This window comes from Streptomyces sp. Y7 (genome assembly GCF_043195415.1).
Classification (GTDB): Bacteria; Actinomycetota; Actinomycetes; order Streptomycetales; family Streptomycetaceae; genus Streptomyces.
In genome coordinates, this window is record NZ_JBIDDQ010000017.1 from 51,614 (window position 1) to 71,666 (window position 20,053).

Consider the following 20,053-nt stretch of genomic DNA (forward strand, 5'->3'; position numbering starts at 1 on the left):
CGCCACACCCTCTGAGATATCTACGAAGGAGCGCCAAGATGGCCGCCACTCAGGAAGAGATCGTCGCCGGTCTCGCCGACATCGTGAACGAGATCGCCGGCATCCCGGTTGAGGACGTCCAGCTGGACAAGTCCTTCACCGACGACCTGGACGTCGACTCGCTGTCCATGGTCGAGGTCGTCGTCGCCGCCGAAGAGCGCTTCGACGTCAAGATCCCGGACGAGGACGTCAAGAACCTCAAGACCGTGGGCGACGCGACCGACTACATCCTCAAGCACCAGGGCTGATCCTCCGATCCCCCCTGGGGCTGCCTGCCCCGCCACCCGGCGGTGGCGCCGCTGAATCCTCGTATCCGTTGGAGAAAGAATTCCCGTGAGCTCGACCAATCGCACCGTGGTCGTCACCGGTATCGGCGCAACCACACCGCTGGGTGGCGACGCAGCCTCTACCTGGGAGGGCCTGGTCGCCGGACGTTCCGGCGTCAAGCCCCTGGAGCAGGAGTGGGCCGCCGAGCAGGCGGTCCGTATCGCCGCGCCCGTCGCCGTGGAGCCGACCGAGGTCATTCCGCGGCCGCAGGCCCGCCGACTGGACCGCTCCGCGCAGTTCGCGCTGATCGCCGCCAAGGAGGCCTGGGCCGACGCCGGTTTCGAGGCCAAGGCCGGTGAGGACCCGAACGTCGACCCCGACCGCCTCGGTGCCGTCATCGCCTCGGGCATCGGCGGTGTGACGACCCTGCTCGACCAGTACGACGTGCTCAAGGACAAGGGCGTTCGCCGTGTCTCGCCGCACACCGTCCCCATGCTGATGCCGAACAGCCCCTCCGCGAACGTGGGTCTGGCCGTGGGCGCCCGTGCGGGCGTGCACACGCCGGTCTCCGCGTGCGCCTCGGGCGCCGAGGCCATCGGCTACGCCATCGAGATGATCCGCACCGGCCGCGCCGACGTCGTCGTCGCGGGTGGCACGGAGGCGGCGATCCACCCGCTGCCGATCGCCGCGTTCGGCAACATGATGGCGATGTCCAAGAACAACGACGACCCGCAGGGCGCCTCGCGTCCCTACGACGTCGCCCGCGACGGCTTCGTCCTCGGTGAGGGCGCCGGCGTGGTCGTCCTGGAGTCCGCCGAGCACGCCGCGAAGCGTGGAGCCCGGGTGTACGCCGAGGCGGTCGGGCAGGGCATCTCCGCCGACGCGCACGACATCGTGCAGCCCGAGCCCGAGGGCCGCGGCATCTCGCACGCGCTGCAGAACCTGCTGGAGCGCAACGACCTGGACCCGGCGGAGATCGTGCACGTCAACGCGCACGCGACGTCGACGCCGGCCGGTGACATCGCGGAGCTGAAGGCGCTGCGGAAGGTGTTCGGCGACGACGCCGACCACATGGCCGTGTCGGCCACCAAGTCGATGACGGGTCATCTGCTGGGTGGTGCCGGTGGTGTGGAGACGGTCGCGACCGTGCTCGCGCTGTACCACCGGGTGGCTCCGCCGACCATCAACGTCGAGAACCTCGACCCGGAGGCCGAGGCGAACGCCGACGTCGTCCGTGGTGAGGCGCGCAAGCTGCCCGTGGAGGGCCGTATCGCCGCGCTGAACGACTCGTTCGGGTTCGGTGGGCACAACGTGGTGCTGGCGTTCAGGACGATCTGAGAACGGCTGTAGCCGAGAATGGCCCGGACTCTGGGAAGAGTCCGGGCCATCGTTCGTTGGTGGTGTCTGTTGTCTGCCGAGTGCCGGTCGGCGGGGGCTTGTCGCGCAGTTCCCCGCGCCCCTGAACAGCTGGCGTTGCCGCCGAGGCTCCTCTAGACGACCTGGTGCAGCCAGCGCACCGGGGCGCCCTCGCCCGCGTATCTGAAGGGCTCCAGTTCGTCGTCCCAGGGCTTGCCGAGGAGTTTGGCGATCTCGGCTTCCAGGTCCGTCTCGTCGCGCTGTGAGCGGGCCAGAGCGGCGCGCAGGCGGTCCTCCGGGATGAGGATGTCGCCGTGGATGCCGGTCACGGCGTGGAAGATGCCGAGTTCGGGGGTGCAGCTGTAGCGCTCGCCCTCGGCGGTGGCGCAGGGCTCGGCCGTGACCTCGAAGCGCAGCAGGTGCCAACCGCGCAGCGCGGAGGCCAGCTTGGAGGCCGTGCCGGCCTCTGCCTGCCAGGAGAACTCCGAGCGCCAGGTGCCGGGCGCGGCGGGCTGCCGGATCCAGTCGAGGTTGACGCGCGTGCCGAGCACCCCGGCGACGGCCCACTCGACGTGCGGGCACAGCGCGCGCGGCGCGGAGTGCACGTACAGAACTCCACGTGTCGTCACCGGGACCTCCGGGCAGAGCGGACATCTTGCGAACTGGCGGACGATAGTGGCCGGGCGACCACGTTGATGGCGAGGCTACCGTGCGGCGGCGCAAGGAGTGTGACGTACCGTCGGTCCAGGTGCCGTCAAACGCCCGCCATTCACCCGGGGGGACGCTTGTACGGGTGTGAGCCGTTGCATCGGCCGGGTGGGAACCCTCATGCGTTCTCATGGGTTGGACACATCAGTGGGTGGCCGACCGGGCGAGCGAGGGGATGGACCAGGGCATGCCGAAGCGACGGCACCTTTCGCGCGTTGTCCTCGCGGCCGTGACCGCGGCCGTCGTGGGTGCCGCCGGTTGTGACGCCGTCGGCGGCGACTCGCCGGCACCGTCGGGCACCGAGGCGCGCGGTGGCCGGCCGTCGCCGAAGCCGACGCCCACCTGGGACCGCAGTCCGGCCTCCGTGGCGGCGGTGGGCGACTCCATCACCCGTGGTTTCGACGCCTGCTCGGTCCTGTCGGACTGTCCCGAGGTGTCCTGGGCGACCGGCAGCAGCCCGCGGGTCGACAGCCTGGCCGTCCGGCTGCTGGGGAAGACGGACGCGGCCCGGCACAGCTGGAACTACGCGGTGACCGGGGCCCGGATGGCGGACGTTCCCGGCCAGATGGCCCAGGCGGCGACGCGCAGGCCGGAGTTGGTGGCGGTGATGGCGGGAGCGAACGACGCCTGCCGGGCGTCGACGGACGCCATGACCTCGGTGGCCGACTTCCGGACGCAGTTCGAGGACGCGATGAGCACGCTGCGGGAGTCCCTGCCGAAGACGCAGGTGTTCGTGGCGAGCGTGCCGAACCTGATGCGGCTGTGGGAGCAGGGCCGTACCAACCCGGTCGGCAAGCAGGTGTGGAAGCTCGGCATCTGCCCGTCGATGCTGAGTGACCCCGACTCCCTCACCACCCGGTCCAACCAGCGGCGCGAGACGGTGCAGGGGCGGGTCGAGGCGTACAACAAGGTGTTGGAAGAGGTCTGCGAGAAGGACCGGCGGTGCCGTTTCGACGACGGCGCGGTGTACGACTTCCGCTTCGGCACCGAGCAGCTGAGCCAGTGGGACTGGTTCCATCCGAGTGTCAACGGTCAGGCACGGCTGGCCGAGATCGCCTACCGGACGGTGACGAACTAGTGTTCCGCTCATGAGCGAACACTTCGGCACACTTTCCGACGGCACCGAGGTCCACCGCTGGACCCTGGAGCGCGCGGACGTGCGGGTACGGGTGCTGTCGTACGGCGGGATCGTGCAGTCGCTCGAGGTGCCGGACCGGGACGGGCACCGGGCGGACGTGGTGCTGGGGTTCGCCGGCCTCGAGGACTATGTGACCCACCCGGGGCCCTATCTCGGCGCCCTCATCGGGCGGTACGCCAACCGGATCGCGGGCGGCCGTTTCCCGCTGGACGGACTGACGTACGCGCTGGAGCCCAACACCCCGCCCAACTCCCTGCACGGCGGCGCGCGCGGCTTCGACAAGCGGGTGTGGGAGGTGACGCCGGTCGAGCACGGGCTGCGGCTCGAACGGGTCAGCCGGCACGGCGAGGAGGGCTTCCCGGGCCGGCTGGAGGTCTCGGTGACCTACACGCTGGACGCCGACGGGGCGCTGCGCATCGCGTACGAGGCGGTGACGGACGCCCCGACCGTGGTGAACCTGACCAACCACAGCTACTTCAATCTCGCCGGGTCCGGATCCGGCGGCGCGGGCGGGCACGAACTGCGGCTGGCGGCCTCGCGGTTCACCCCGGTCGATCAGGACCTCATTCCGACCGGTGTCCTGGAGGACGTCGCGGACACCCGCTTCGACTTCCGCCAGGCGCGCAAGGTCGGCTCCGGATACGACCACAACTTCGTGCTCGACAAGGGCGTGACGGCCACCGCGCAGCAGGTGGCCGAGCTGTACGACCCGTCGACCGGGCGGGCGATGACGGTGGCGACCACCGAGCCCGGTCTCCAGCTCTACACCGGCGACCATCTGCCCGAGCCCTTCGCCCCCGGCGACGGCATCGCGCTGGAGACCCAGCACTTCCCCGACTCCCCGAACCGGCCGGACTTCCCGAGCACGGCGCTGCGGCCGGGCGAGGTGTTCCGGTCGGAGACGGTGTACGGCTTCTCGGCGCGCTGACCTGCGACGCACCCACGAGCCCCGGTCCAGGTGTTGTCAGGGTCCCGGACCGGGGCTGTTCCTGGGTACTTCTCCCGGATCAGACGTTAATCGTCGCCGTCACCCGACGGTCCGCGATCGAGCGCCCCACCTGGATCTCGTACGAACCCTTCACATGAGTCCACTTATTGGTCTTCTCGTCCCACACCTCGAACGCCCGGCGCGGCAGCTCGACGACGGCCTCGCCGCGCTCCCCCGGCCCGGCCTCCACGCCGGCGAACCCGGCGAGCCACCGCACCGGCCGCTCGGCGTCCGGCTCGCTCGGCGACAGATAGACCTGCACGACCTCGCGCCCGGCGCGCTCGCCCAAGTTGCGGACGCGGACGGTGACCGTGCTGCCCTTGACCTCGGCGGACTCGTACGTCCAGTCGGTGTAGCCGAGACCGTGTCCGAAGGGGTACGACGGGACCCGGCCGTCCTTCTCCCAGGCGCGGTAGCCGATGAAGACGCCCTCGGTGTACGGCAGCTCGCCGTCCGTGGGGACGACCTCGGTGACCGGGGCGTCGGCCAGGGAGCCCCAGGTGGTGGGCAGCCGGCCGCCCGGCTCGTGCGCTCCCGTGAGGACGTCCGCGAGGGCGGCGCCGCCCTCCTGCCCGGGGAACCAGCTCAGCAGCACCGCGGCGACGTCGTCGCGCCAGGGCAGCTCCACCGGGGAGCCGGAGTTGACGACCACGACGGTGTTCGGGTTGGCGGCGGCGACGGCGCGCACCAGCTCGTCCTGACGGCCGGGCAGAGCGAGGTCCGTGCGGTCGAAGCCCTCGGACTCGACGCGGTCGGTGGTGGCGACCACGACGACGGCCGTGTCGGCGCCGCGCGCCGCCTCGACGGCCTCGGCGATCAGCTCGTCGGGGTCGCGCTGCGGCTCCTGGTGGGCGAGCGTGAAGCCGACGACCTTCATCGGGATGCCCTCGGGGAACTCGACGACATGGGTGAGGGAGACCTCCACCGGTTCGCCGGCGGTGAGTTCGGGCTGGGCGCGCGGGACGGGGGCACCGAAGAACGTGATGAAGGGGTCGTCCTTGGCGGGACGCTGGACGTCGTCGTAGTACGTCGTGCCGTCGATGACGAGCCGAAAGGCGCCGATGCCCTTGACGCCGAAGGTGTGCGCGCCGGTGTCGCGCGGGGTGAACGTGCCGGTCAGCTCGACGGTGTGCAGGGCCTCGTGGGTGACGCCCTCGGGCAGGTCCGAACCCATCCACTGGATCTGGCCGTTGGGGGCGGATCCGGTGCCGATGACGTTGCCGGCCGCGTCCCGGCACACGGCCCGTAGCTCGAAGCCCTTGCCGGCGACGGCGAGTTCGGTGTTCGGGTCCGCGCCGACGGCGTAGGTCAGGGTGCCTTCGGGGAGCGCGGCGGTCAGGCCGTCGAGCGGGGAGACGACGCCGGCGGGGAAGACGGTGGCGGAGCCGCCGCCGAGGACACGGGCGTCGCGGGCGGCGGCACCGACGAGGGCGACCGTGCCGCCGGGCCGCAGCGGGAGGGCGCCGTCGTTGCGGACCAGGACGAAGGAGCGGCGGGCGATCTCGCGGGCCAGCGCGCGGCCGTCGACGGTGCCGGGGAGGTCGGTCACCACGGGCTCGGCGCCGTCGAGGATGCCGACGCGGGCGGCGAGCCGCAGGACGTTGCGCACGGCGTCGTCGACCCTGGCCTCGGCGACCTCGCCGTCCCGTACGGCCCGGGCGAGGGGCTCGCCGTACACCGTCCGCGGCCCCGGCATGGCGACGTCGAGGCCGCCCTCGATCGCGCCGGTGGTGGACCGGGCGGCCATCCAGTCGGAGACGTTGCAGCCGTCGAAGCCCCACTCGCCGCGCAGGACCTCGTTCACGAGGTGGCGGTGCTCGGTCATCGTCGTGCCGTTGACCGTGTTGTAGGCGGTCATGATGCCCCAGGGGTGGGCGTTCTCGACGATGAACTCGAAGGGCGCCAGATACAGCTCGCGCAGGGCGCGTTCGCCGACGGTGTTGTCGACGGTGAAGCGGTCGGTCTCGGCGTCGTTGGCGACGAAGTGCTTCACGGTGGTGCCGACGCCGCCGGCCTGGACTCCGCCGACGTACCCGGCGCCGATCAGGCCGGTCAGGTACGGGTCCTCGCTGTACGCCTCGAAGTGGCGGCCGCCGAGCGGGGAGCGGTGGAGGTTGACGGTGGGCGCGAGGAGCACGTGGACGCCCTTGCGGCGGGCCTCCTGGGCGAGGAGGGTGCCGGCGCGGCGGGCGAGGCCCGGGTCCCAGGTCGCGGCGAGCGCGGTGGGCGAGGGCAGCGCGACGGACGGGTCGTCGGCGGTCCAGCGCACCCCCCGGACGCCGATCGGGCCGTCGGACATGACGAGGGACCTCAGGCCGATCGCGGGGAGCGCGGGCAGGGTCCACATGTCCTGGCCGGAGAGCAGCCGCGCCTTCGCGTCGAGGTCGAGCCGGGCGAGGGCCGCCTCGACGACCGCCTCGCGTGCTTCATCGGCCTGGGTGCGCCTTCCCGCCATCGCGGTGCCTCCTCGGTGAGTGCCTGGTGTGCCTCCATCCTGCATCGGCTACCTGTAGACCGGTAGGTTTCGTTATCTTGCTGTAATATTAGAGGTACGTCGATGCCGTACGGTGACGCCATGAACGCGAGGGTCAGGAGCGAGGAGCGCCGCGCCGAGATCGTGCGGGCGGCCCTGGAGGTGATCGCCGAGCGCGGTTACCGGGGGGCGAGCCTGGGCGCGGTGGCGGAGCGGGTCGGGCTCACCCAGCAGGGGCTGCTGCACTACTTCCCGACCAAGGACGCGCTGCTCGTCGCCGTGCTCCAGGAGCGGGACCAGTGGGACGCGGTGCCCAACACCCGCTGGCGCGTGGACCTGCTGGCCTCGCTGGTGGAGTACAACGCGATGCGGCCCGGCATCATCCAGACCTTCTCGGCCCTGCTCGGCGAGAGCGTGACGGAGGGTCATCCGGCGCGCGCCTACTTCACGGAGCGCTACGTCCAGGTCCGCGCGAACATGGCGGAGATGCTGCGCGCCGAGTACGGCGACCGGCTCCCGAACGGGCTGTCCCCGGAGCGTACGGCTCCGCTGCTGGTCGCCGTGATGGACGGCCTGCAGTACCAGTGGCTCCTGGACCCGGAGTCGGTGGACATGCCCGGCGCGTTCCGGGACTTCCTCAGCCTGCTCGGCGAGAACCCCGCGGCTCCCGAGGCCCCCGGGGTCACGGACTGACCGCGGCGACGACCTCGACCTCCACCCGGGCCTTTGGCCTGAACAGCCTCGGCACCTCGAAGGTCATGCTGGTCGGCGGGGTGCCGGTGAGGAACTGCCGCCGTACGGTGCCGTATTCCTCCAGAGTGCCGATGTCGGTCAGGCAGGTGCGGATGTTGACGACGTCCGTGAGGGTCGCGCCGTGCGCCGCGAGCAGCGCGGCGATCGTCTCGAAGATGCCGCGCGTCTGTTCGGCGACCGTGTCCCCCTCGGCGATCTGCCCGGAGAGGAACAACAGGGCGCTGCCGTCGGCGTGTTCGACGCGGGCGACCTGGGAGTAGTACGGGCTGAGCGGCTGGGGCGCGGAGGCCGGGTTGCCGATGGTGATCTGCATGCCGTCGACGCTAGGTGCGGCCTTGCGATGCGACAAGCGAATGTCCAGCATGGACGCCATGACGGATCCGCATGGCTTTCCCGAGGTCTCCAGCGTGTGGCTGAGGGCGTTCCTGGAAGTGGCGCGGCAGGGCTCCTTCACGGGTGCCGCCCGGACCCTCGGCTGGACACAGTCGGCGGTGTCCCGTCAGATCTCCACCCTGGAAGGGGCGTTGGGCGGTGCCCCGCTGTTCGACCGGCTGCCGCGCGGGGTACGGCTCACCGAGGCCGGGCGGGTCCTCGTGCCGTACGCCGAGGCCGTCGCGGAGTCGCTGCACGGGGCCGTGCGGGAACTGGCCGTTCTGCGTGAAGTGGCCGGCGGACGGCTCCGGTTCGGCGCGTTCGCCTCGGCCGACGCGGGTCTCGTGCCGCAGGCGCTGGCCGTCTTCCGCGCCCGGCACCCCGGCGTCCGGGTGACCCGCGAGGAGGGCTTCACCCCGGCGCTCCTGGACCGTCTGGGCGCGGGCCATCTCGACCTCGCCGTCGTCTCCACCACGGGACGCGCGCCCCTGCAGGCGTACGAACTCCACCACCTCCTCGACGAGTCCCTGTACGTCGCCGTGCCCGCCGCCCACCCCCTCGCCGGCCACGGCTCCCCGGTGCCGCTCGGCCGGTTCGCCGACGCCGACTGGATCTCCGGCAGCTCCCGCCCCGAGGGCACCCTCCTCGACGCGGCGCTGCGGCAGGGCTTCCGGCCGCGGGTCGCGCACGTCGTCGGCGAGTGGACCGCCAAGCAGGGGTACGTCGCCGCCGGCCTCGGCGTGGCCCTGGTCCCGGCGCTGGCCGCGGCGTCGGTGCGCCCCGACGTGCGTCTGGTGGGGGTGCTGGACGAAGGCGGCCCGGCGCGGGCCGTGTACGCGGCGACGGCACGGGGCCGGTCGGCGGCCCCGGCGGTGCGGGAGTTCCTGGGAGTGCTGCGGGAAGCGGCGGTGAAGATGTCCGGGGCCATGGCGTAGACCACTCCCGCCACGCGATACTTCCGGCGTCCCGCACGACACAGGCTCTGCCTCCCCCACCGTGACGGAAGGACCGGAACTCCCTTGAATTCCATACGCGTTCGGATCGGCGTCCTCGGACTGGCCCTGCTGGCCGGGTTCTCGGCCCCGACGGCGGGCAGCGCTGCCGCCGTCGGGACGGCTGCCGCGCCCACCGTCGAGGAGCAGCGGCTCGACAAGGCGGTCCCCCAGGAGATACTCCGCCGCTCCGGATTCGACACCGCCACGCAGCGGTTCGCCCGCGATCTCGGGGCGGCGCACTCGTACGCGCAGGCCCACCGTGTGGTCGTACGGGAGGGTTCGGCGCTGTGGCGCAGGGCCGTCGACCGGGCGCAGGGGCGGGGGCCGGCCGGGGGTGACCTGAGCCGGGACGACGACCGGCCGTTGTACTGGGCGCGGCTGGCGATGACGCGCGAAGTGCGGACGTCGGCGCCGGGGTTCGGGCTGAGCGACGGGCAGCGGAGCGCGCTGCTCGACGCGCTGGAGCGGACCTCACGGGGTCAGACCGACATCCGGCTGCCGGGCGGCAAGGGGATGGGGCGGATCCTGGTCACCGGCTTCGACCCGTTCACGCTCGACCGTGACATCCGTATCTCCAATCCGTCCGGGGCCACCGCGCTCGCCCTCGACGGCACGGTGATCGAGACGGCGGACGGTCCCGCGCGGGTGGAGACGGCCGTCTTCCCGGTGCGCTGGGCGGACTTCGCGGAAGGAACCGTGGAGCGCACGCTGCGGCCGTATCTGAAGCGGGCCGACCTGTTCACGACCGTGAGCCAGGGACGGGTCGGGCGGTTCGACGTGGAGCGGACCAACGGGGCCTGGCGGGGCGGCTTCGGCGACAACGAGAACGTCTCCCGCACCGAGACCGTGCCGGTCGACGACCCGGCCTCGCAGCCGCAGTGGACGACGACGACGCTGCCGTACGCACGGATCGTGGCCGCCGGCACCGGCCGGTTCCCGGTGTACGACAACACCAGCGTGACCGAGATCCCGGCGGGCGGGACGCAGGCCGTCGTCCGGCCGGACGGGCCGACGCCCGGGTCGACCGCGCGGGCCGGGGGCGGCGGGGACTACCTGTCCAACGAGATCGCCTACCGGGCGACGCTGCTGCGGGACCGGCTGGGCCTGCACGACACGCTGCCGGGCGGGCATGTGCACACGCCGGTGCTGCAGTTCGGGGCGGGCAACACCGACCCGGCGACGGGGTCGGTGACCGACCCCGAGTTCGTCCGCAACCGGCTGGACATCATCGCCCAGGTACGCACGATCCTGAAGGTGGCGGCCGGCAGCCCGGTCACCAGCTGACGCTCTCCTGGTCCGGCGCGGGCGCCGCATCCTCCCGGGTCTCCTCCCCCAGCAGCTCCCGCGCCATCAGCGTCGCCCCCGCCACCGCGCCCGGCATCAGGAACACCGCGACGAACGGGATCAGGAAGGCCGCGGCGAGGGGCGTGCCGAAGCCCCAGACGAGGGTCTTGCGGGAGCGCAGGAGGGCGAGACGGTCGCGGAGTTCGACGCGGCGGCGCTGCAGGGCGACGGCGACGAGTTCCTCGGTGAGGAAGAAGCCCGTGACGACGACCCCGAGCACCGGTACGACCGTCTGGCCGACGACCGGGACGAAGCCGAGGGCGAAGAGCAGCACGCCCCACAGGGCGGCGCGCAGCACGATCCGCAGGCTGTCGCGGCCCGAGATCCACAGTTCGCGCCAGAGCGGCAGGCCGGACTCGGGGGCCGTGCCGTCGGGGGAGACGTCCCGGTCGACCTTCTCGGAGAGACTCTCGTAGAAGGGCTGGCCGATCAGGAGCGTCACGGCGGTGAAGGTGACGACCGACAGGAGCAGGCCCAGGACGAAGAGCACGGCGGTGAGGAAGCCGCGGAACAGGCCCTGCCAGGGGCTCGACCAGTCGTCGGCGAACGGTGTCGACCAGGACACGACGTCCTCGCCCCAGAGCGCGAGCGCGACGAGGGCGCCCACGTAGAGCACCAGGGTGATCAGGCCCGGGACCAGCCCGAAACCGTACTGTCTGCCGTGCCGGGCCACCCATCGCTGGCCCTTGAGGAGATACCTGAAACCGGCACCAAGATCGCGCATGCACCGCACTCTAGTCGGGGCGTGTCACACCGGAGTCACAGAGGCTTCGAGGCCGGGTCACCATGACCTCTAGGCGGGGGTCACGGCCACCACGACCCCCGGCTCCGCCGTCGGGCTCACCGCCGCCGACACCCGTACCGCGACGCCCCGTGCCACGCGTCCCGCCTGCGAGGCCCCGGCGAGCAGCATGGGCTGGAGGCGTTCCAGTGCGGCCACGAGGAACTCCTCACCGGCGATCAGGGCCGGGCGGGCGGCCTTGGTCGCGGCCGCCGCCGCCTCGGTGAGGTCGGCCAGCGGCGGCAGGGTGGCACGGACGACGTTCGCGCCGGCGGCGGCCGCCCGCTCGGCGAGGGCGACCTGGAGCGGCATCAGCGGGGCCAGCGCGGCCGTCAGCGCGTCCGCGACACGGCGGAGTTCGGGGGACGACTCCCGCAGCACCTCCGCGGCGGCGCGCAGCAGCGGGGTCACGGCGAGCAGCGCGCCCGCGGCCACGCCCGCCGTCGCCGGCAGCAGCGGCGAGGTGGCCTCGACGAGCTCGCCGAGCGCCGCCGCGAACTCCTCGATCGCCGGCTCCACCGCGTCCAGCACCGGCAGCAGGCTGTCGCCGAGGGCGGCCAGCAGGGCCTGTGCCGGTTCGCTGACCGGGTGGACGGCCAGGGGCGCCCCGCTGGTGCCGAGGCGGGTGAGGGTCTCGACGATGCGGTAGAAGGCCTCCTGGGCCTGCGGGGAGGCGCTGGCCTCGGCCAGTTCGGCGGTGGTCTCCCGCAGGACGCGCAGGACCTCGGCGCCCGATCCGTCCCGGGGGTCGAAGGTGTTGAGCGCGATCCGGGTGAGGTTCCCGGCCGTGTCCAGGAGCTGGCCGGTGATGTCGGTCGTGCTGCGCGCCATGCGGAGTACGTCGTCCCTGCTGGGCAGCGGAGGGATCGTGGCCATGGGACTCCCCTTCCGTGGGGCGCTCGCACACACCCGGTGCCCACAGCATGCCCCCTGCGCCCGCCCGGAGTTGCGCCGTCCGGGGCATCCGTGACACCAACTCCCTCTTGTTGCGGTTGAGTCGAACAGGTACACCTCGCCGTACCGATCTCAGGAAGTTCCCGGAGGAGGTACGCGTGCGCACCACGAGAACCGTTCCTGCGAGACCCGTTCCGATCACCGCCCTGGTCCTGGCCACGGCAGGCGCCCTGCTGCTCACCCCGCACACCGCCGTCGCCGAGCCCCGGCCGCCGGTCCACCGCGAGGCCGCGCCGGACACGAACGCCGCGCGGACGCCGCTGAGCGCGGCGCTGCGGGCCCTGGCGGGCGGGACGAACGCCGAGTCCGCCGCCGAGTCCGCCTCCGCGGCCGTGCTCGGCGACGACAGCCGCGGCTACCCCCGCCGTCAGGTCCTCTCCCCCGACCCGGAGAACCCGGCCGACAAGTCCGTCAAGCTCGGCCTCACCCCGTACCACGCCATCGCGCCGAGGCTGAACGCCCTGCAGGCCCTCGGCGACCGGGTGAGCGTGGAGGTCGCGGGCCGGTCGGCCGGCGGACACCGGCTGTACCTCGTCACCGTCACCGCCCCGGAGAACGCCCGCCAGGCCCGCGCCCAGGCGCGGATGCGCGAACTCATCGAGAACGCGCCCGCGCTCGCCGCCAAGTCCCCGGAGATCGCGCGGGCCTACAAGGCGCCGGTGTTCCTCAACAACAACATCCACGGCAACGAGTGGGAGGGCACCGACGCCTCCCTGAAGCTCATCGAGCGGCTCGCCGGCGCCGACGACAGCGCCACGCGCGAGCTCCTCGCGCACAGCCGGCTCTACTTCAACATCACCGCCAACCCCGACGGCCGGATCGCCGGGACCCGCGCGAACGCGGGCGGCTTCGACCTGAACCGGGACTTCGTCACCGCCTCGCAGCCCGAGGTGCGGGCGATGCGGCGGATCATGATCGACAAGCAGCCGGCGGTCATGCTCGACCTGCACGGCTACGTCAACGGCACCCTGATCGAGCCGACCACTCCCCCGCACGGGGAGAACTACGAGTACGACCTGTTCCTGAAGAACACCTACGCCAACGCCCTCGGCATGGAGGCCGCCGTCAACGGCCTCGGCCACACGCCCGAGAAGGACGGCGTGCAGCCCGCGCAGATCCCGTTCCGGGACCAGGAGGAGGGCTGGGACGACTGGCCGCCGATCTTCACCCCGCAGTACGCGGCCTACCACGGCACGGTCGCCGCGCACACGGTGGAGATCCCGCTGCGCGTGAACAACGCCGACTACGCGAGCCTGCCCGTCACGGAGCTGCGCCGCCGTTCCGCCATCAACGTCGACGTCGCCGGGGCCGCCCTGCGCGCCACCCTCGACTTCGTGCGGACCCGGCGCGCCTCGCTCGTCGCCGACCAGATCGAGGTGTTCCGGCGCGGGGCCGCGGGCGCCGCCCAGGTCCCGGTGTCCGAGGAGACGGTCCCGGGCGTCCCCGGCATCGGCCCCGAGGACGTCTACACGACGACGTTCCCGCGCGCCTACGTCATCCCCGCCGGCCGCGCCGCCCAGCGCTCGGCGACGGCGGCCGCCCGCCTCGTGGACCATCTCCTCGCCAACGACGTCCGCGTCACCCGGGCCCCGCACGACTTCCGGCTCGGCTCACGGACGTACGCGAAGGGCTCGTACGTCGTCGACCTGCGGCAGCCCAAGCGGGGCCTGGCGAACGCGCTGCTCGCGGACGGGCGGGACATCAGCGACGAGGTGTCGGTGATGTACGACATCTCGGGCTGGAGTCTGGGCCGGCTGTGGGGCGCGTCCGTCGAGCCGGTGACGCGTGGGAGCCTGGCCGGCGTACCGCTGCGGCCGGTGTCGGCCGCGGCCCCGGTCGGGTCCGTCGCCCCGCGCGGCGACCTGCGGCTGCGGCTGGACGACCCGCGCGAGATCGCGGCCCTCAACTCGCTGCTGCGGCTGGGGGTTCCGGCACGGCGGGCGGCCGACGGCAGCGCGATCGTCCCGGCGTCCGCGCGCTCGAAGGCCGAGGCCGCGGCACGGACGTACGACGTCGCCTTCGACGCGACGACGGCCCGGGGCACGGCCCCGCTGTCCCGCACGCGTGTCGCGGCCGCCGTCACACCGGGTGAGCTGCTGGCGCTGCGGGAGATGAACTTCGAGGTCACGCCGGTCTCGACGGGTGTGCTGAACGCCGGGTTCGACTGGTCGGCGGTGGACGTGCTGTTCGTGTCCACGGGGCTGGACCATGACGATCTGACCGCCGGCGCCCGCGACGCCCTGGACGCCTTCCTGGACGGGCACGGTCTGGTCGGGCGCGGTGCCACGGGCGCCGAGCTCAACGCGGCGGCCGGGCTGCTGGCCGTGAAGCCGGTCGAGGGCAACGGGGACGCCAACGGCGTGGTGCGCGTGGCGAACTCGGGCAGCGCCCTGATGACCGGCAGCCCCTCGCACAGCTTCGTCTACGCGCCCGTGTGGTTCACCGACCTCGGTCCGGGCGTGCGGGTGGAACAGTCGTACGCCGGCGGGAATCCGCTCGTCTCCGGGCACTGGCGGCCGTCGCGTGACGGCGCCGGCGGACCCGCGGACGCGGCGGGGCGGGCCGCGGTGGTCAGCGGCCCGGGAGCGGTCCTGTTCGGCACCGAGCCCTTGTTCCGGGATCACCCCAAGGGAGAATTCGCCCAGGTAGGCAGGGCGCTGTTCGGTACGGCCCAGGCCGACGGCAGGAGATGAGGAGAGCGGATGGCACAGGGAATCCACGGCACGGTCGCGGACGGCTACGAGCCGGTGCGCGAGGAGTTCGCCGCCTTTGTGGCGGGTGAACTCGCCGACTACGAAGGACAGTTGTGCGCCTACGTGCACGGCCGCAAGGTCGTCGACCTGTGGGCCGGTGACGGCTGCGAGGCGGACTCCCTGTACGGCGTGTTCTCCTCCACCAAGGGCGCCGCGCACCTCGTGGCCGCGCTGCTGATCCAGGAGGGCACGCTGGAGCCGGACCGGAAGGTCACCTACTACTGGCCGGAGTTCGGGGCCGAGGGCAAGGGCGGCCTGACCCTGCGTGATCTGCTCTCGCACCGGGCCGGGGTGGTGGGGCTGGACGCCGGGTTCTCCGGGGCCGAGCTGGCCGACGACCGCGCGATCGCCGAGCGGCTCGCCGACCAGCGGCCGTTCTGGCGGCCGGGCACGGCCTTCGGCTACCACGCGTTCGTCATCGGCGCGCTCGTCGGCGAGGTCGTACGCCGCGCCACCGGCCGCACCCTCCAGGAGGTCTACGAGGAGCGGATCCGGGCGCCCTACGGTCTGGACTTCCACCTCGGGCTCCCGGAGGCGCTGGAGCCGCGCTACCGCTCCGTGCAGCCGATGGCGCCGACGCCGGAGCAGCAGGCGGTGCTGGACGCCACGCCGACGGGGCCGCACACCCTGGCCTCGATCGCCTTCAACACGCATGTGCCGGGCGCGGGCGAGCTCTCGGACTATCCCAACTCCCGTGCCGTGCGGGCGAGCGGGCCGGCCTCGGCGGGCGGCGTGGCGTCCGCGCGCGGGCTCGCCGGGATGTACGCGGCGGCGATCAGCGAGAGGGACGAGCGCCCGCCGCTGCTGAAGCCGGACACGATCGCCGAGGTCGGCCAGATCCACTCCACCGGGTACGACCTGGTGGCCCGGTTCCACAAGTCCTTCGGCCTGGGCTTCCAGGCGGTCGCCGACTACGTGTACCCGTACCTGGGTGCCGGCTCCTTCGGCCACAGCGGCGCGAGCGGCTCCCAGGCCTTCGCGGACCCCCGCAGCGGACTCGCCTACGGCTACACCCGGCGCCGGTTCGCCTACCCGGGCGGGGCGGCGGTGGAGAACGAGCGGCTGGTGCGTGCGGTGCATCGGGCGGCGCTGGGCTCCGCCCAGTAGTCCGGGGGGACTCGATCGGGTCGCGGATGCGGCCCGGTGGGAGCTGGTCGCGCAGGTCCCCGCGCCCCTTCAGGGCGCGGGCCGCACCCTGCGTCCAAGGGTGCGGCCCGTGCCGTGCGCGACGAAGCGTGTCAGGCCAGCGTCACGGTGATGTTGCCGCGCGTCGCCTTCGAGTACGGGCAGACCTGGTGGGCCTTCTCCAGGAGGTCCCGGGCCGTGGCGGCGTCGACGTTCGGGATGGCGGCCGAGATCTCGACGATGATCCCGAAGCCGTCGTCGTTCTTGCCTATGCCGACCTTCGCGGTGACGGTCGAGCCGGTGATGTCGGCCTTCTCCTGGCGGGCGACCACACCGAGGGCGCCCTGGAAGCAGGCGCTGTAGCCGGCCGCGAACAGCTGCTCCGGGTTGGTGCCGGCGCCGCTGCCGCCCATCTCCTTGGGCGGGTTCACGACGACGTCGAGCTTGCCGTCGTCGGTGGCGACACGGCCGTCGCGACCTTTCTCGGCGGTGGCGACGGCCGTGTACAGGACGTCGGTCTGCTGGATGGACATGCGGTGTCTTCTCCTCCTCGGTCCGCCGCGACTCGCGCCCACGATCGACGACGGTTTCGGAAAGAAGTTACCGCATACCGGAAATCCGCAGAAGGCGTCAGAGCTTGACGATCATCTTTCCGGTGTTGTCGCCGCGCAGGACCCCGAGGAACGCCTCCAGGTTGTTCTCGATGCCCTCGACGACCGTCTCGCGGTACTTGAGCTGCCCCGAGGCGACCCAGGGGCCGACCTCCTGGACGAACTCCTGCTGGAGGTCGTAGTGGTCGCCGACGAGAACGCCCTCGACGCGCAGCCGGTTCTGCAGGATCTTGACCATGTTGCGCGGGCCGGGGGTCGGCTCGGTCGAGTTGTACTGGGAGATCATGCCGCAGATCACGGCCCGGCCCCGGAGGTTGAGCGCGCCGATCGCGGCCTCCAGGTGCTCACCGCCGACGTTGTCGAAGTAGACGTCGATGCCGTCCGGGGCGGCCTGCTTGAGCTGCTCCCACACCGGGCCGTTCTTGTAGTTGAAGGCGGCGTCGAAGCCGTACTCCTCGACGAGGAGCTCGACCTTCTCGTCGGAGCCGGCGGAGCCGATGACCCGCGAGGCGCCCTTGAGCTTCGCGATCTGGCCGACCTGGCTGCCGACGGCACCGGCCGCGCCGGACACGAAGACCGCGTCGCCCTCCTTGAAGGCACCGACCCGCAGCAGGCCCGCGTACGCGGTCAGGCCGGTCATGCCGAGGACGCCGAGGTACGTGGACAGCGGCGCGGCCTCGGGGTCGACCTTGACGGCGGCCTTGGCGTCCATGACGGCGTACTCGCGCCAGCCGAAGAAGTGCAGGACGTGGTCGCCGACCGCGATGCCCTCGGCCTCGGAGGCGATGACCTCGCCGACGGCGCCGCCCTGCATGACCTTGCCGAGTTCGAACGGCGCGACGTACGACTTCGCGTCCGACATGCGTCCGCGCATGTACGGGTCGACGGAGAGGTACTTGTTCCGTACGAGCACCTGGCCCTCGCGGGGCGTCGGAACCTCGGTCTCGACGAGGGCGAAGTCCTCGGCCTTGGGCCAGCCGACGGGGCGGGAGAGGAGGTGCCATTCGCGGTTGCTCATGGGAGTGCGCCTTTCCTGTGCACGGACCCTGCGGACGGGCCCTGTGGACGGACGAAATTTACTTCAGCATCTGAAACAACCATGCTCCTGAATATTTCAGGATGTCAAGTAACGGGGGTACCCTGAGAGCATGGCCACTTCACACAAGATCCGCCGTCCGGATGAACTGACCCTCGAAGTCGTCGACCTGATCGGCGCGGTCGTGGCCCGTTACCACGAGGAGTACGAGGAGGCCGCCGCCGAGCACGCGCTGACCGGCGCGCAGGCGCGGCTGCTGAGTCTGCTGTCGCTGGAGCCGCTGCCGATGCGGAAGCTGGCGCAGCGGTTGCGGTGCGAGCCGTCGAACGTGACCGGGATCGTGGACCGGCTGGAGGCGCGCGGGCTGGTGGAACGCCGCCCGGATCCGGCGGACCGGCGGGTGAAGCTGGCCGCGGTGACCGAGGAGGGGCGGACGGTGGCTCGGGGGCTGCGTGAGTCGCTGCGGTTCGCTCGGGAGCCGCTTGCGGGGTTGTCGGAGGGGGAGCGGCTGGCGCTGCGGGACCTTTTGCGGCGAATGCTCGGTGCTCCGCAGGAGGGGCCGCAGGGGGGCATGCCGGAGGAGGGCATGCCGGAGGAGGGGCCGCAGCGGGGCGTGCCGCAGTAGGTCGTCGTCCGGGTGCCGGCCCGTCGTGGCTGGTCGCGCAGTTCCCCGCGCCCCTTCAGGGCGTTGCCGAACCGCGACCGACAAGGACGCTCGGCTCGGACCAGGCACATCGCCCGACGCCGGCGCAGTTCAAGGGGCGCGGGGAACTGCGCGACCAGGCACAACGGACCCGCAGACACGCGACGACCCTGCGTGGCACCCCACCCAAAGGGGCGCGGGGAACTGCGCAACCAGCCACGACGGACCCGCAGACGCACGACGGGCCTCAGTGGGGTCTCCGCCGGCGGGATCACCCTGTGCAGGTGATGTGGTGGCGGGGCGGGCGCGGTGGGATGCGTTTGTGGGTGGTGAACGGGGTTCGGCGGGACCGCGATGGGCGGCGCGGCTGGCGCTGGTCGTCGCCGCCGGGGCGCTCGCACTGGTCCTCACCGCCGCCGGGGTCAGCAGTCTCGCTCTGCTGGCGGTCGGGCTGGCGGGGCTCTTCGTGACCGCCGCCGCGCTGTGGTGGACGCTGTCACGGCGAGGGCTGGTGCGGGCGCTCGCCGCCGTGCTCGCGTTGCTGACGCCGGGCGCGGTGCTGGTGGCGTACGCGGCGGTGGGGCTGCTGTGGCCCGTGCTGGCGGCCCTCGCTCTGTGGGCCGTCGCCGCGCTGATCGGGGGCCACGCCCTCACGGAGGACGCCGGGCACGCGGAGGAACGGACCCGCTCGACACCCCCGCCCAAGGCGCCGTTCCTCATCATGAACCCCCGCTCGGGCGGCGGAAAGGTCGGCAGGTTCGACCTGGTGGCGAAGGCGCGGGCCCGGGGCGCCGAGGTCGCCGTGCTCGACCCGGAGCACCCCCAGGACGTCGAGGAGCTCGCCCGGCAGGCCGTGGCCGGGGGTGCCGACCTGCTCGGGGTCGCGGGCGGGGACGGCACCCAGGCGCTCGTGGCGGGGGTGGCCGCCGAGCACGGGCTGCCGTTCATGGTGATCTCCGCCGGCACCCGCAACCACTTCGCCATGGACCTCGGCCTCGACCGGGAGGACCCCTCGACGTGCCTCGACGCGCTGAGCGACGGGGTCGAACTCCGCGTCGACCTCGGGCTCATCGGCAAGCGCGTGTTCGTGAACACCGCGTCCTTCGGGGCGTACGCGACGGTCGTGCAGAGTCCCGCCTACCGCGACGACAAGGTGCGCACCATCCTGCGCGAGCTCCCGGACCTGCTGACCCATCACACGGGCCCGCGGCTGACCGTGCGGGCGGGGCCGGTGGCCATCGAGGCTCCCCAAGGCGTGCTGATCAGCAACAATCCGTACGGCCTCGGCGACGCGGCCGGACTGGGCCGGCGGCCCCGGCTGGACTCCGGCGCCCTCGGGGTCCTCGGGGTCGGCGTCGACAACGCCGCCCAGGCGGCCGGTCTGCTGCGCGGACAGCAGGCACGCGGTCTGACCTCACTGGCCGCGGAGGAGGTGGTGGTCGACGCCGACGCGCCCGACGTCCCCGTCGGCGTCGACGGCGAGGCTCTTCAACTGCCCGCTCCCGTCGTGTGCCGTGTCATGCCGGGCGCCCTGCGGGTGCGCGTACCGCGCGACCGGCCGGGCGTGCCCGCCGCGAAACCCCCGGTCGACTGGCGGGCCCTGACCCGGCTGGCGTTCCCACGCCGGACAAGGGGCACCACCGGGTGAGGGCACAGCACCACGACCGGCGACCACGCACCCGTCGGTGGACCGCACCGGGTGCCGTCACGGCGAGGA

At 72.5% G+C, this 20,053-nt stretch carries 18 protein-coding genes; 11 read left to right on the plus strand and 7 right to left on the minus strand.

The annotated features are described in order from the left end of the window. Positions 1–38: 38 nt before the first annotated feature. Together ACGFW6_RS31250 and fabF are read left to right on the plus strand one after the other, a co-directional pair. Entirely contained in the window at positions 39–287 is a 249-nt protein-coding gene (locus ACGFW6_RS31250) for an acyl carrier protein (RefSeq protein WP_004001566.1), read from the plus strand. Between the two features lie 85 nt (positions 288–372). Continuing rightward, complete coding sequence (gene fabF, locus ACGFW6_RS31255) at positions 373–1,644, plus strand: beta-ketoacyl-ACP synthase II (RefSeq protein WP_393517246.1); 1,272 nt, start codon at positions 373–375, stop codon at positions 1,642–1,644. 152 nt (positions 1,645–1,796) lie between these two features. On the opposite strand, the gene ACGFW6_RS31260 is transcribed toward fabF, so the two are convergent. Continuing rightward, the gene (locus ACGFW6_RS31260; protein ID WP_393517249.1) at positions 1,797–2,291 is read right to left on the minus strand and encodes a DUF3145 domain-containing protein; all 495 of its coding nucleotides are present in this window, start codon (positions 2,289–2,291) and stop codon (positions 1,797–1,799) included. A gap of 266 nt (positions 2,292–2,557) precedes the next feature. Between ACGFW6_RS31260 and ACGFW6_RS31265 the strand changes: the two genes are divergently transcribed. Next, the gene (locus ACGFW6_RS31265; RefSeq protein ID WP_393517583.1) at positions 2,558–3,448 is read left to right on the plus strand and encodes an SGNH/GDSL hydrolase family protein; all 891 of its coding nucleotides are present in this window, start codon (positions 2,558–2,560) and stop codon (positions 3,446–3,448) included. A 10-nt stretch (positions 3,449–3,458) separates the two neighbouring features. Then, complete coding sequence (locus ACGFW6_RS31270) at positions 3,459–4,436, plus strand: aldose epimerase family protein (protein WP_393517252.1); 978 nt, start codon at positions 3,459–3,461, stop codon at positions 4,434–4,436. Between the two features lie 79 nt (positions 4,437–4,515). Here the strand turns inward: ACGFW6_RS31270 and ACGFW6_RS31275 are convergent, their stop codons facing one another. Continuing rightward, entirely contained in the window at positions 4,516–6,951 is a 2,436-nt protein-coding gene (locus ACGFW6_RS31275; RefSeq protein ID WP_393517255.1) for a glycoside hydrolase family 3 protein, read from the minus strand. Positions 6,952–7,053: 102 nt separating this feature from the next. Here ACGFW6_RS31275 and ACGFW6_RS31280 point away from each other — a divergent pair, with 102 nt between their 5' ends. Beyond that, the gene (locus tag ACGFW6_RS31280; RefSeq protein ID WP_393517258.1) at positions 7,054–7,662 is read left to right on the plus strand and encodes a TetR/AcrR family transcriptional regulator; all 609 of its coding nucleotides are present in this window, start codon (positions 7,054–7,056) and stop codon (positions 7,660–7,662) included. On the opposite strand, the gene ACGFW6_RS31285 is transcribed toward ACGFW6_RS31280, so the two are convergent. Then, positions 7,652–8,035 (minus strand): RidA family protein, encoded by a 384-nt coding sequence (locus tag ACGFW6_RS31285; protein ID WP_393517261.1) that lies wholly within the window; start codon positions 8,033–8,035, stop codon positions 7,652–7,654. The genes ACGFW6_RS31280 and ACGFW6_RS31285 overlap by 11 nt on opposite strands. Before the next feature lie 49 nt (positions 8,036–8,084). On the opposite strand from ACGFW6_RS31285, the gene ACGFW6_RS31290 reads away from it, so the two are divergent. Both ACGFW6_RS31290 and ACGFW6_RS31295 read left to right on the plus strand, forming a co-directional pair. Then, positions 8,085–9,029, plus strand: a complete 945-nt coding sequence (locus ACGFW6_RS31290) for a LysR family transcriptional regulator (protein ID WP_393517586.1) — start codon at positions 8,085–8,087, stop codon at positions 9,027–9,029. A gap of 84 nt (positions 9,030–9,113) precedes the next feature. After that, entirely contained in the window at positions 9,114–10,373 is a 1,260-nt protein-coding gene (locus ACGFW6_RS31295; protein WP_393517264.1) for a pyroglutamyl peptidase, read from the plus strand. On the opposite strand, the gene ACGFW6_RS31300 is transcribed toward ACGFW6_RS31295, so the two are convergent. After that, on the minus strand, positions 10,363–11,157 hold the full coding sequence (locus ACGFW6_RS31300; protein WP_393517267.1) for an EI24 domain-containing protein: 795 nt from the start codon (positions 11,155–11,157) through the stop codon (positions 10,363–10,365). The two genes, ACGFW6_RS31295 and ACGFW6_RS31300, sit on opposite strands and share 11 nt — an antisense overlap. Positions 11,158–11,226: 69 nt before the next feature. Further along, positions 11,227–12,090 carry a hypothetical protein gene (locus ACGFW6_RS31305; RefSeq protein WP_393517270.1) on the minus strand — a complete coding sequence of 288 codons (864 nt, stop codon included), beginning with the start codon at positions 12,088–12,090 and terminating at the stop codon, positions 11,227–11,229. A gap of 176 nt (positions 12,091–12,266) precedes the next feature. Between ACGFW6_RS31305 and ACGFW6_RS31310 the strand changes: the two genes are divergently transcribed. Together ACGFW6_RS31310 and ACGFW6_RS31315 are read left to right on the plus strand one after the other, a co-directional pair. Further along, a complete protein-coding gene (locus ACGFW6_RS31310; protein WP_393517273.1) occupies positions 12,267–14,861 on the plus strand; it encodes a M14 family zinc carboxypeptidase in 2,595 nt (864 codons plus the stop codon). Between the two features lie 9 nt (positions 14,862–14,870). Then, complete coding sequence (locus ACGFW6_RS31315; RefSeq protein WP_393517276.1) at positions 14,871–16,028, plus strand: serine hydrolase domain-containing protein; 1,158 nt, start codon at positions 14,871–14,873, stop codon at positions 16,026–16,028. 131 nt (positions 16,029–16,159) lie between these two features. Here ACGFW6_RS31315 and ACGFW6_RS31320 read toward each other — a convergent pair whose 3' ends face one another. Together ACGFW6_RS31320 and ACGFW6_RS31325 are read right to left on the minus strand one after the other, a co-directional pair. After that, positions 16,160–16,579, minus strand: coding sequence for an organic hydroperoxide resistance protein (locus ACGFW6_RS31320; protein WP_393517279.1), 420 nt, complete (start codon positions 16,577–16,579; stop codon positions 16,160–16,162). Positions 16,580–16,676: 97 nt separating this feature from the next. Then, a complete protein-coding gene (locus tag ACGFW6_RS31325; RefSeq protein ID WP_393517282.1) occupies positions 16,677–17,675 on the minus strand; it encodes an NADP-dependent oxidoreductase in 999 nt (332 codons plus the stop codon). 130 nt (positions 17,676–17,805) lie between these two features. Here ACGFW6_RS31325 and ACGFW6_RS31330 point away from each other — a divergent pair, with 130 nt between their 5' ends. Both ACGFW6_RS31330 and ACGFW6_RS31335 read left to right on the plus strand, forming a co-directional pair. Then, complete coding sequence (locus ACGFW6_RS31330; RefSeq protein ID WP_393517285.1) at positions 17,806–18,318, plus strand: MarR family winged helix-turn-helix transcriptional regulator; 513 nt, start codon at positions 17,806–17,808, stop codon at positions 18,316–18,318. A gap of 340 nt (positions 18,319–18,658) precedes the next feature. Further along, on the plus strand, positions 18,659–19,984 hold the full coding sequence (locus ACGFW6_RS31335) for a diacylglycerol/lipid kinase family protein (RefSeq protein ID WP_393517288.1): 1,326 nt from the start codon (positions 18,659–18,661) through the stop codon (positions 19,982–19,984). The last annotated feature ends 69 nt before the right edge of the window (positions 19,985–20,053 follow it).

Excerpts from the sequence above, each read along its gene's own strand:
- ACGFW6_RS31285 (WP_393517261.1), bottom strand. The coding sequence starts at position 8,035 with ATGCAGATCACCATCGGCAACCCGGCCTCCGCGCCCCAGCCGCTCAGC.
- ACGFW6_RS31250 (WP_004001566.1), top strand. The coding sequence starts at position 39 with ATGGCCGCCACTCAGGAAGAGATCGTCGCCGGTCTCGCCGACATCGTG.
- ACGFW6_RS31280 (WP_393517258.1), top strand. The coding sequence starts at position 7,054 with ATGCCGTACGGTGACGCCATGAACGCGAGGGTCAGGAGCGAGGAGCGC.
- ACGFW6_RS31300 (WP_393517267.1), bottom strand. The coding sequence starts at position 11,157 with ATGCGCGATCTTGGTGCCGGTTTCAGGTATCTCCTCAAGGGCCAGCGA.
- ACGFW6_RS31265 (WP_393517583.1), top strand. The coding sequence starts at position 2,558 with ATGCCGAAGCGACGGCACCTTTCGCGCGTTGTCCTCGCGGCCGTGACC.
- ACGFW6_RS31330 (WP_393517285.1), top strand. The coding sequence starts at position 17,806 with ATGGCCACTTCACACAAGATCCGCCGTCCGGATGAACTGACCCTCGAA.
- ACGFW6_RS31305 (WP_393517270.1), bottom strand. The coding sequence starts at position 12,090 with ATGGCCACGATCCCTCCGCTGCCCAGCAGGGACGACGTACTCCGCATG.
- ACGFW6_RS31315 (WP_393517276.1), top strand. The coding sequence starts at position 14,871 with ATGGCACAGGGAATCCACGGCACGGTCGCGGACGGCTACGAGCCGGTG.
- ACGFW6_RS31325 (WP_393517282.1), bottom strand. The coding sequence starts at position 17,675 with ATGAGCAACCGCGAATGGCACCTCCTCTCCCGCCCCGTCGGCTGGCCC.
- ACGFW6_RS31270 (WP_393517252.1), top strand. The coding sequence starts at position 3,459 with ATGAGCGAACACTTCGGCACACTTTCCGACGGCACCGAGGTCCACCGC.
- ACGFW6_RS31290 (WP_393517586.1), top strand. The coding sequence starts at position 8,085 with ATGGACGCCATGACGGATCCGCATGGCTTTCCCGAGGTCTCCAGCGTG.
- ACGFW6_RS31320 (WP_393517279.1), bottom strand. The coding sequence starts at position 16,579 with ATGTCCATCCAGCAGACCGACGTCCTGTACACGGCCGTCGCCACCGCC.
- ACGFW6_RS31275 (WP_393517255.1), bottom strand. The coding sequence starts at position 6,951 with ATGGCGGGAAGGCGCACCCAGGCCGATGAAGCACGCGAGGCGGTCGTC.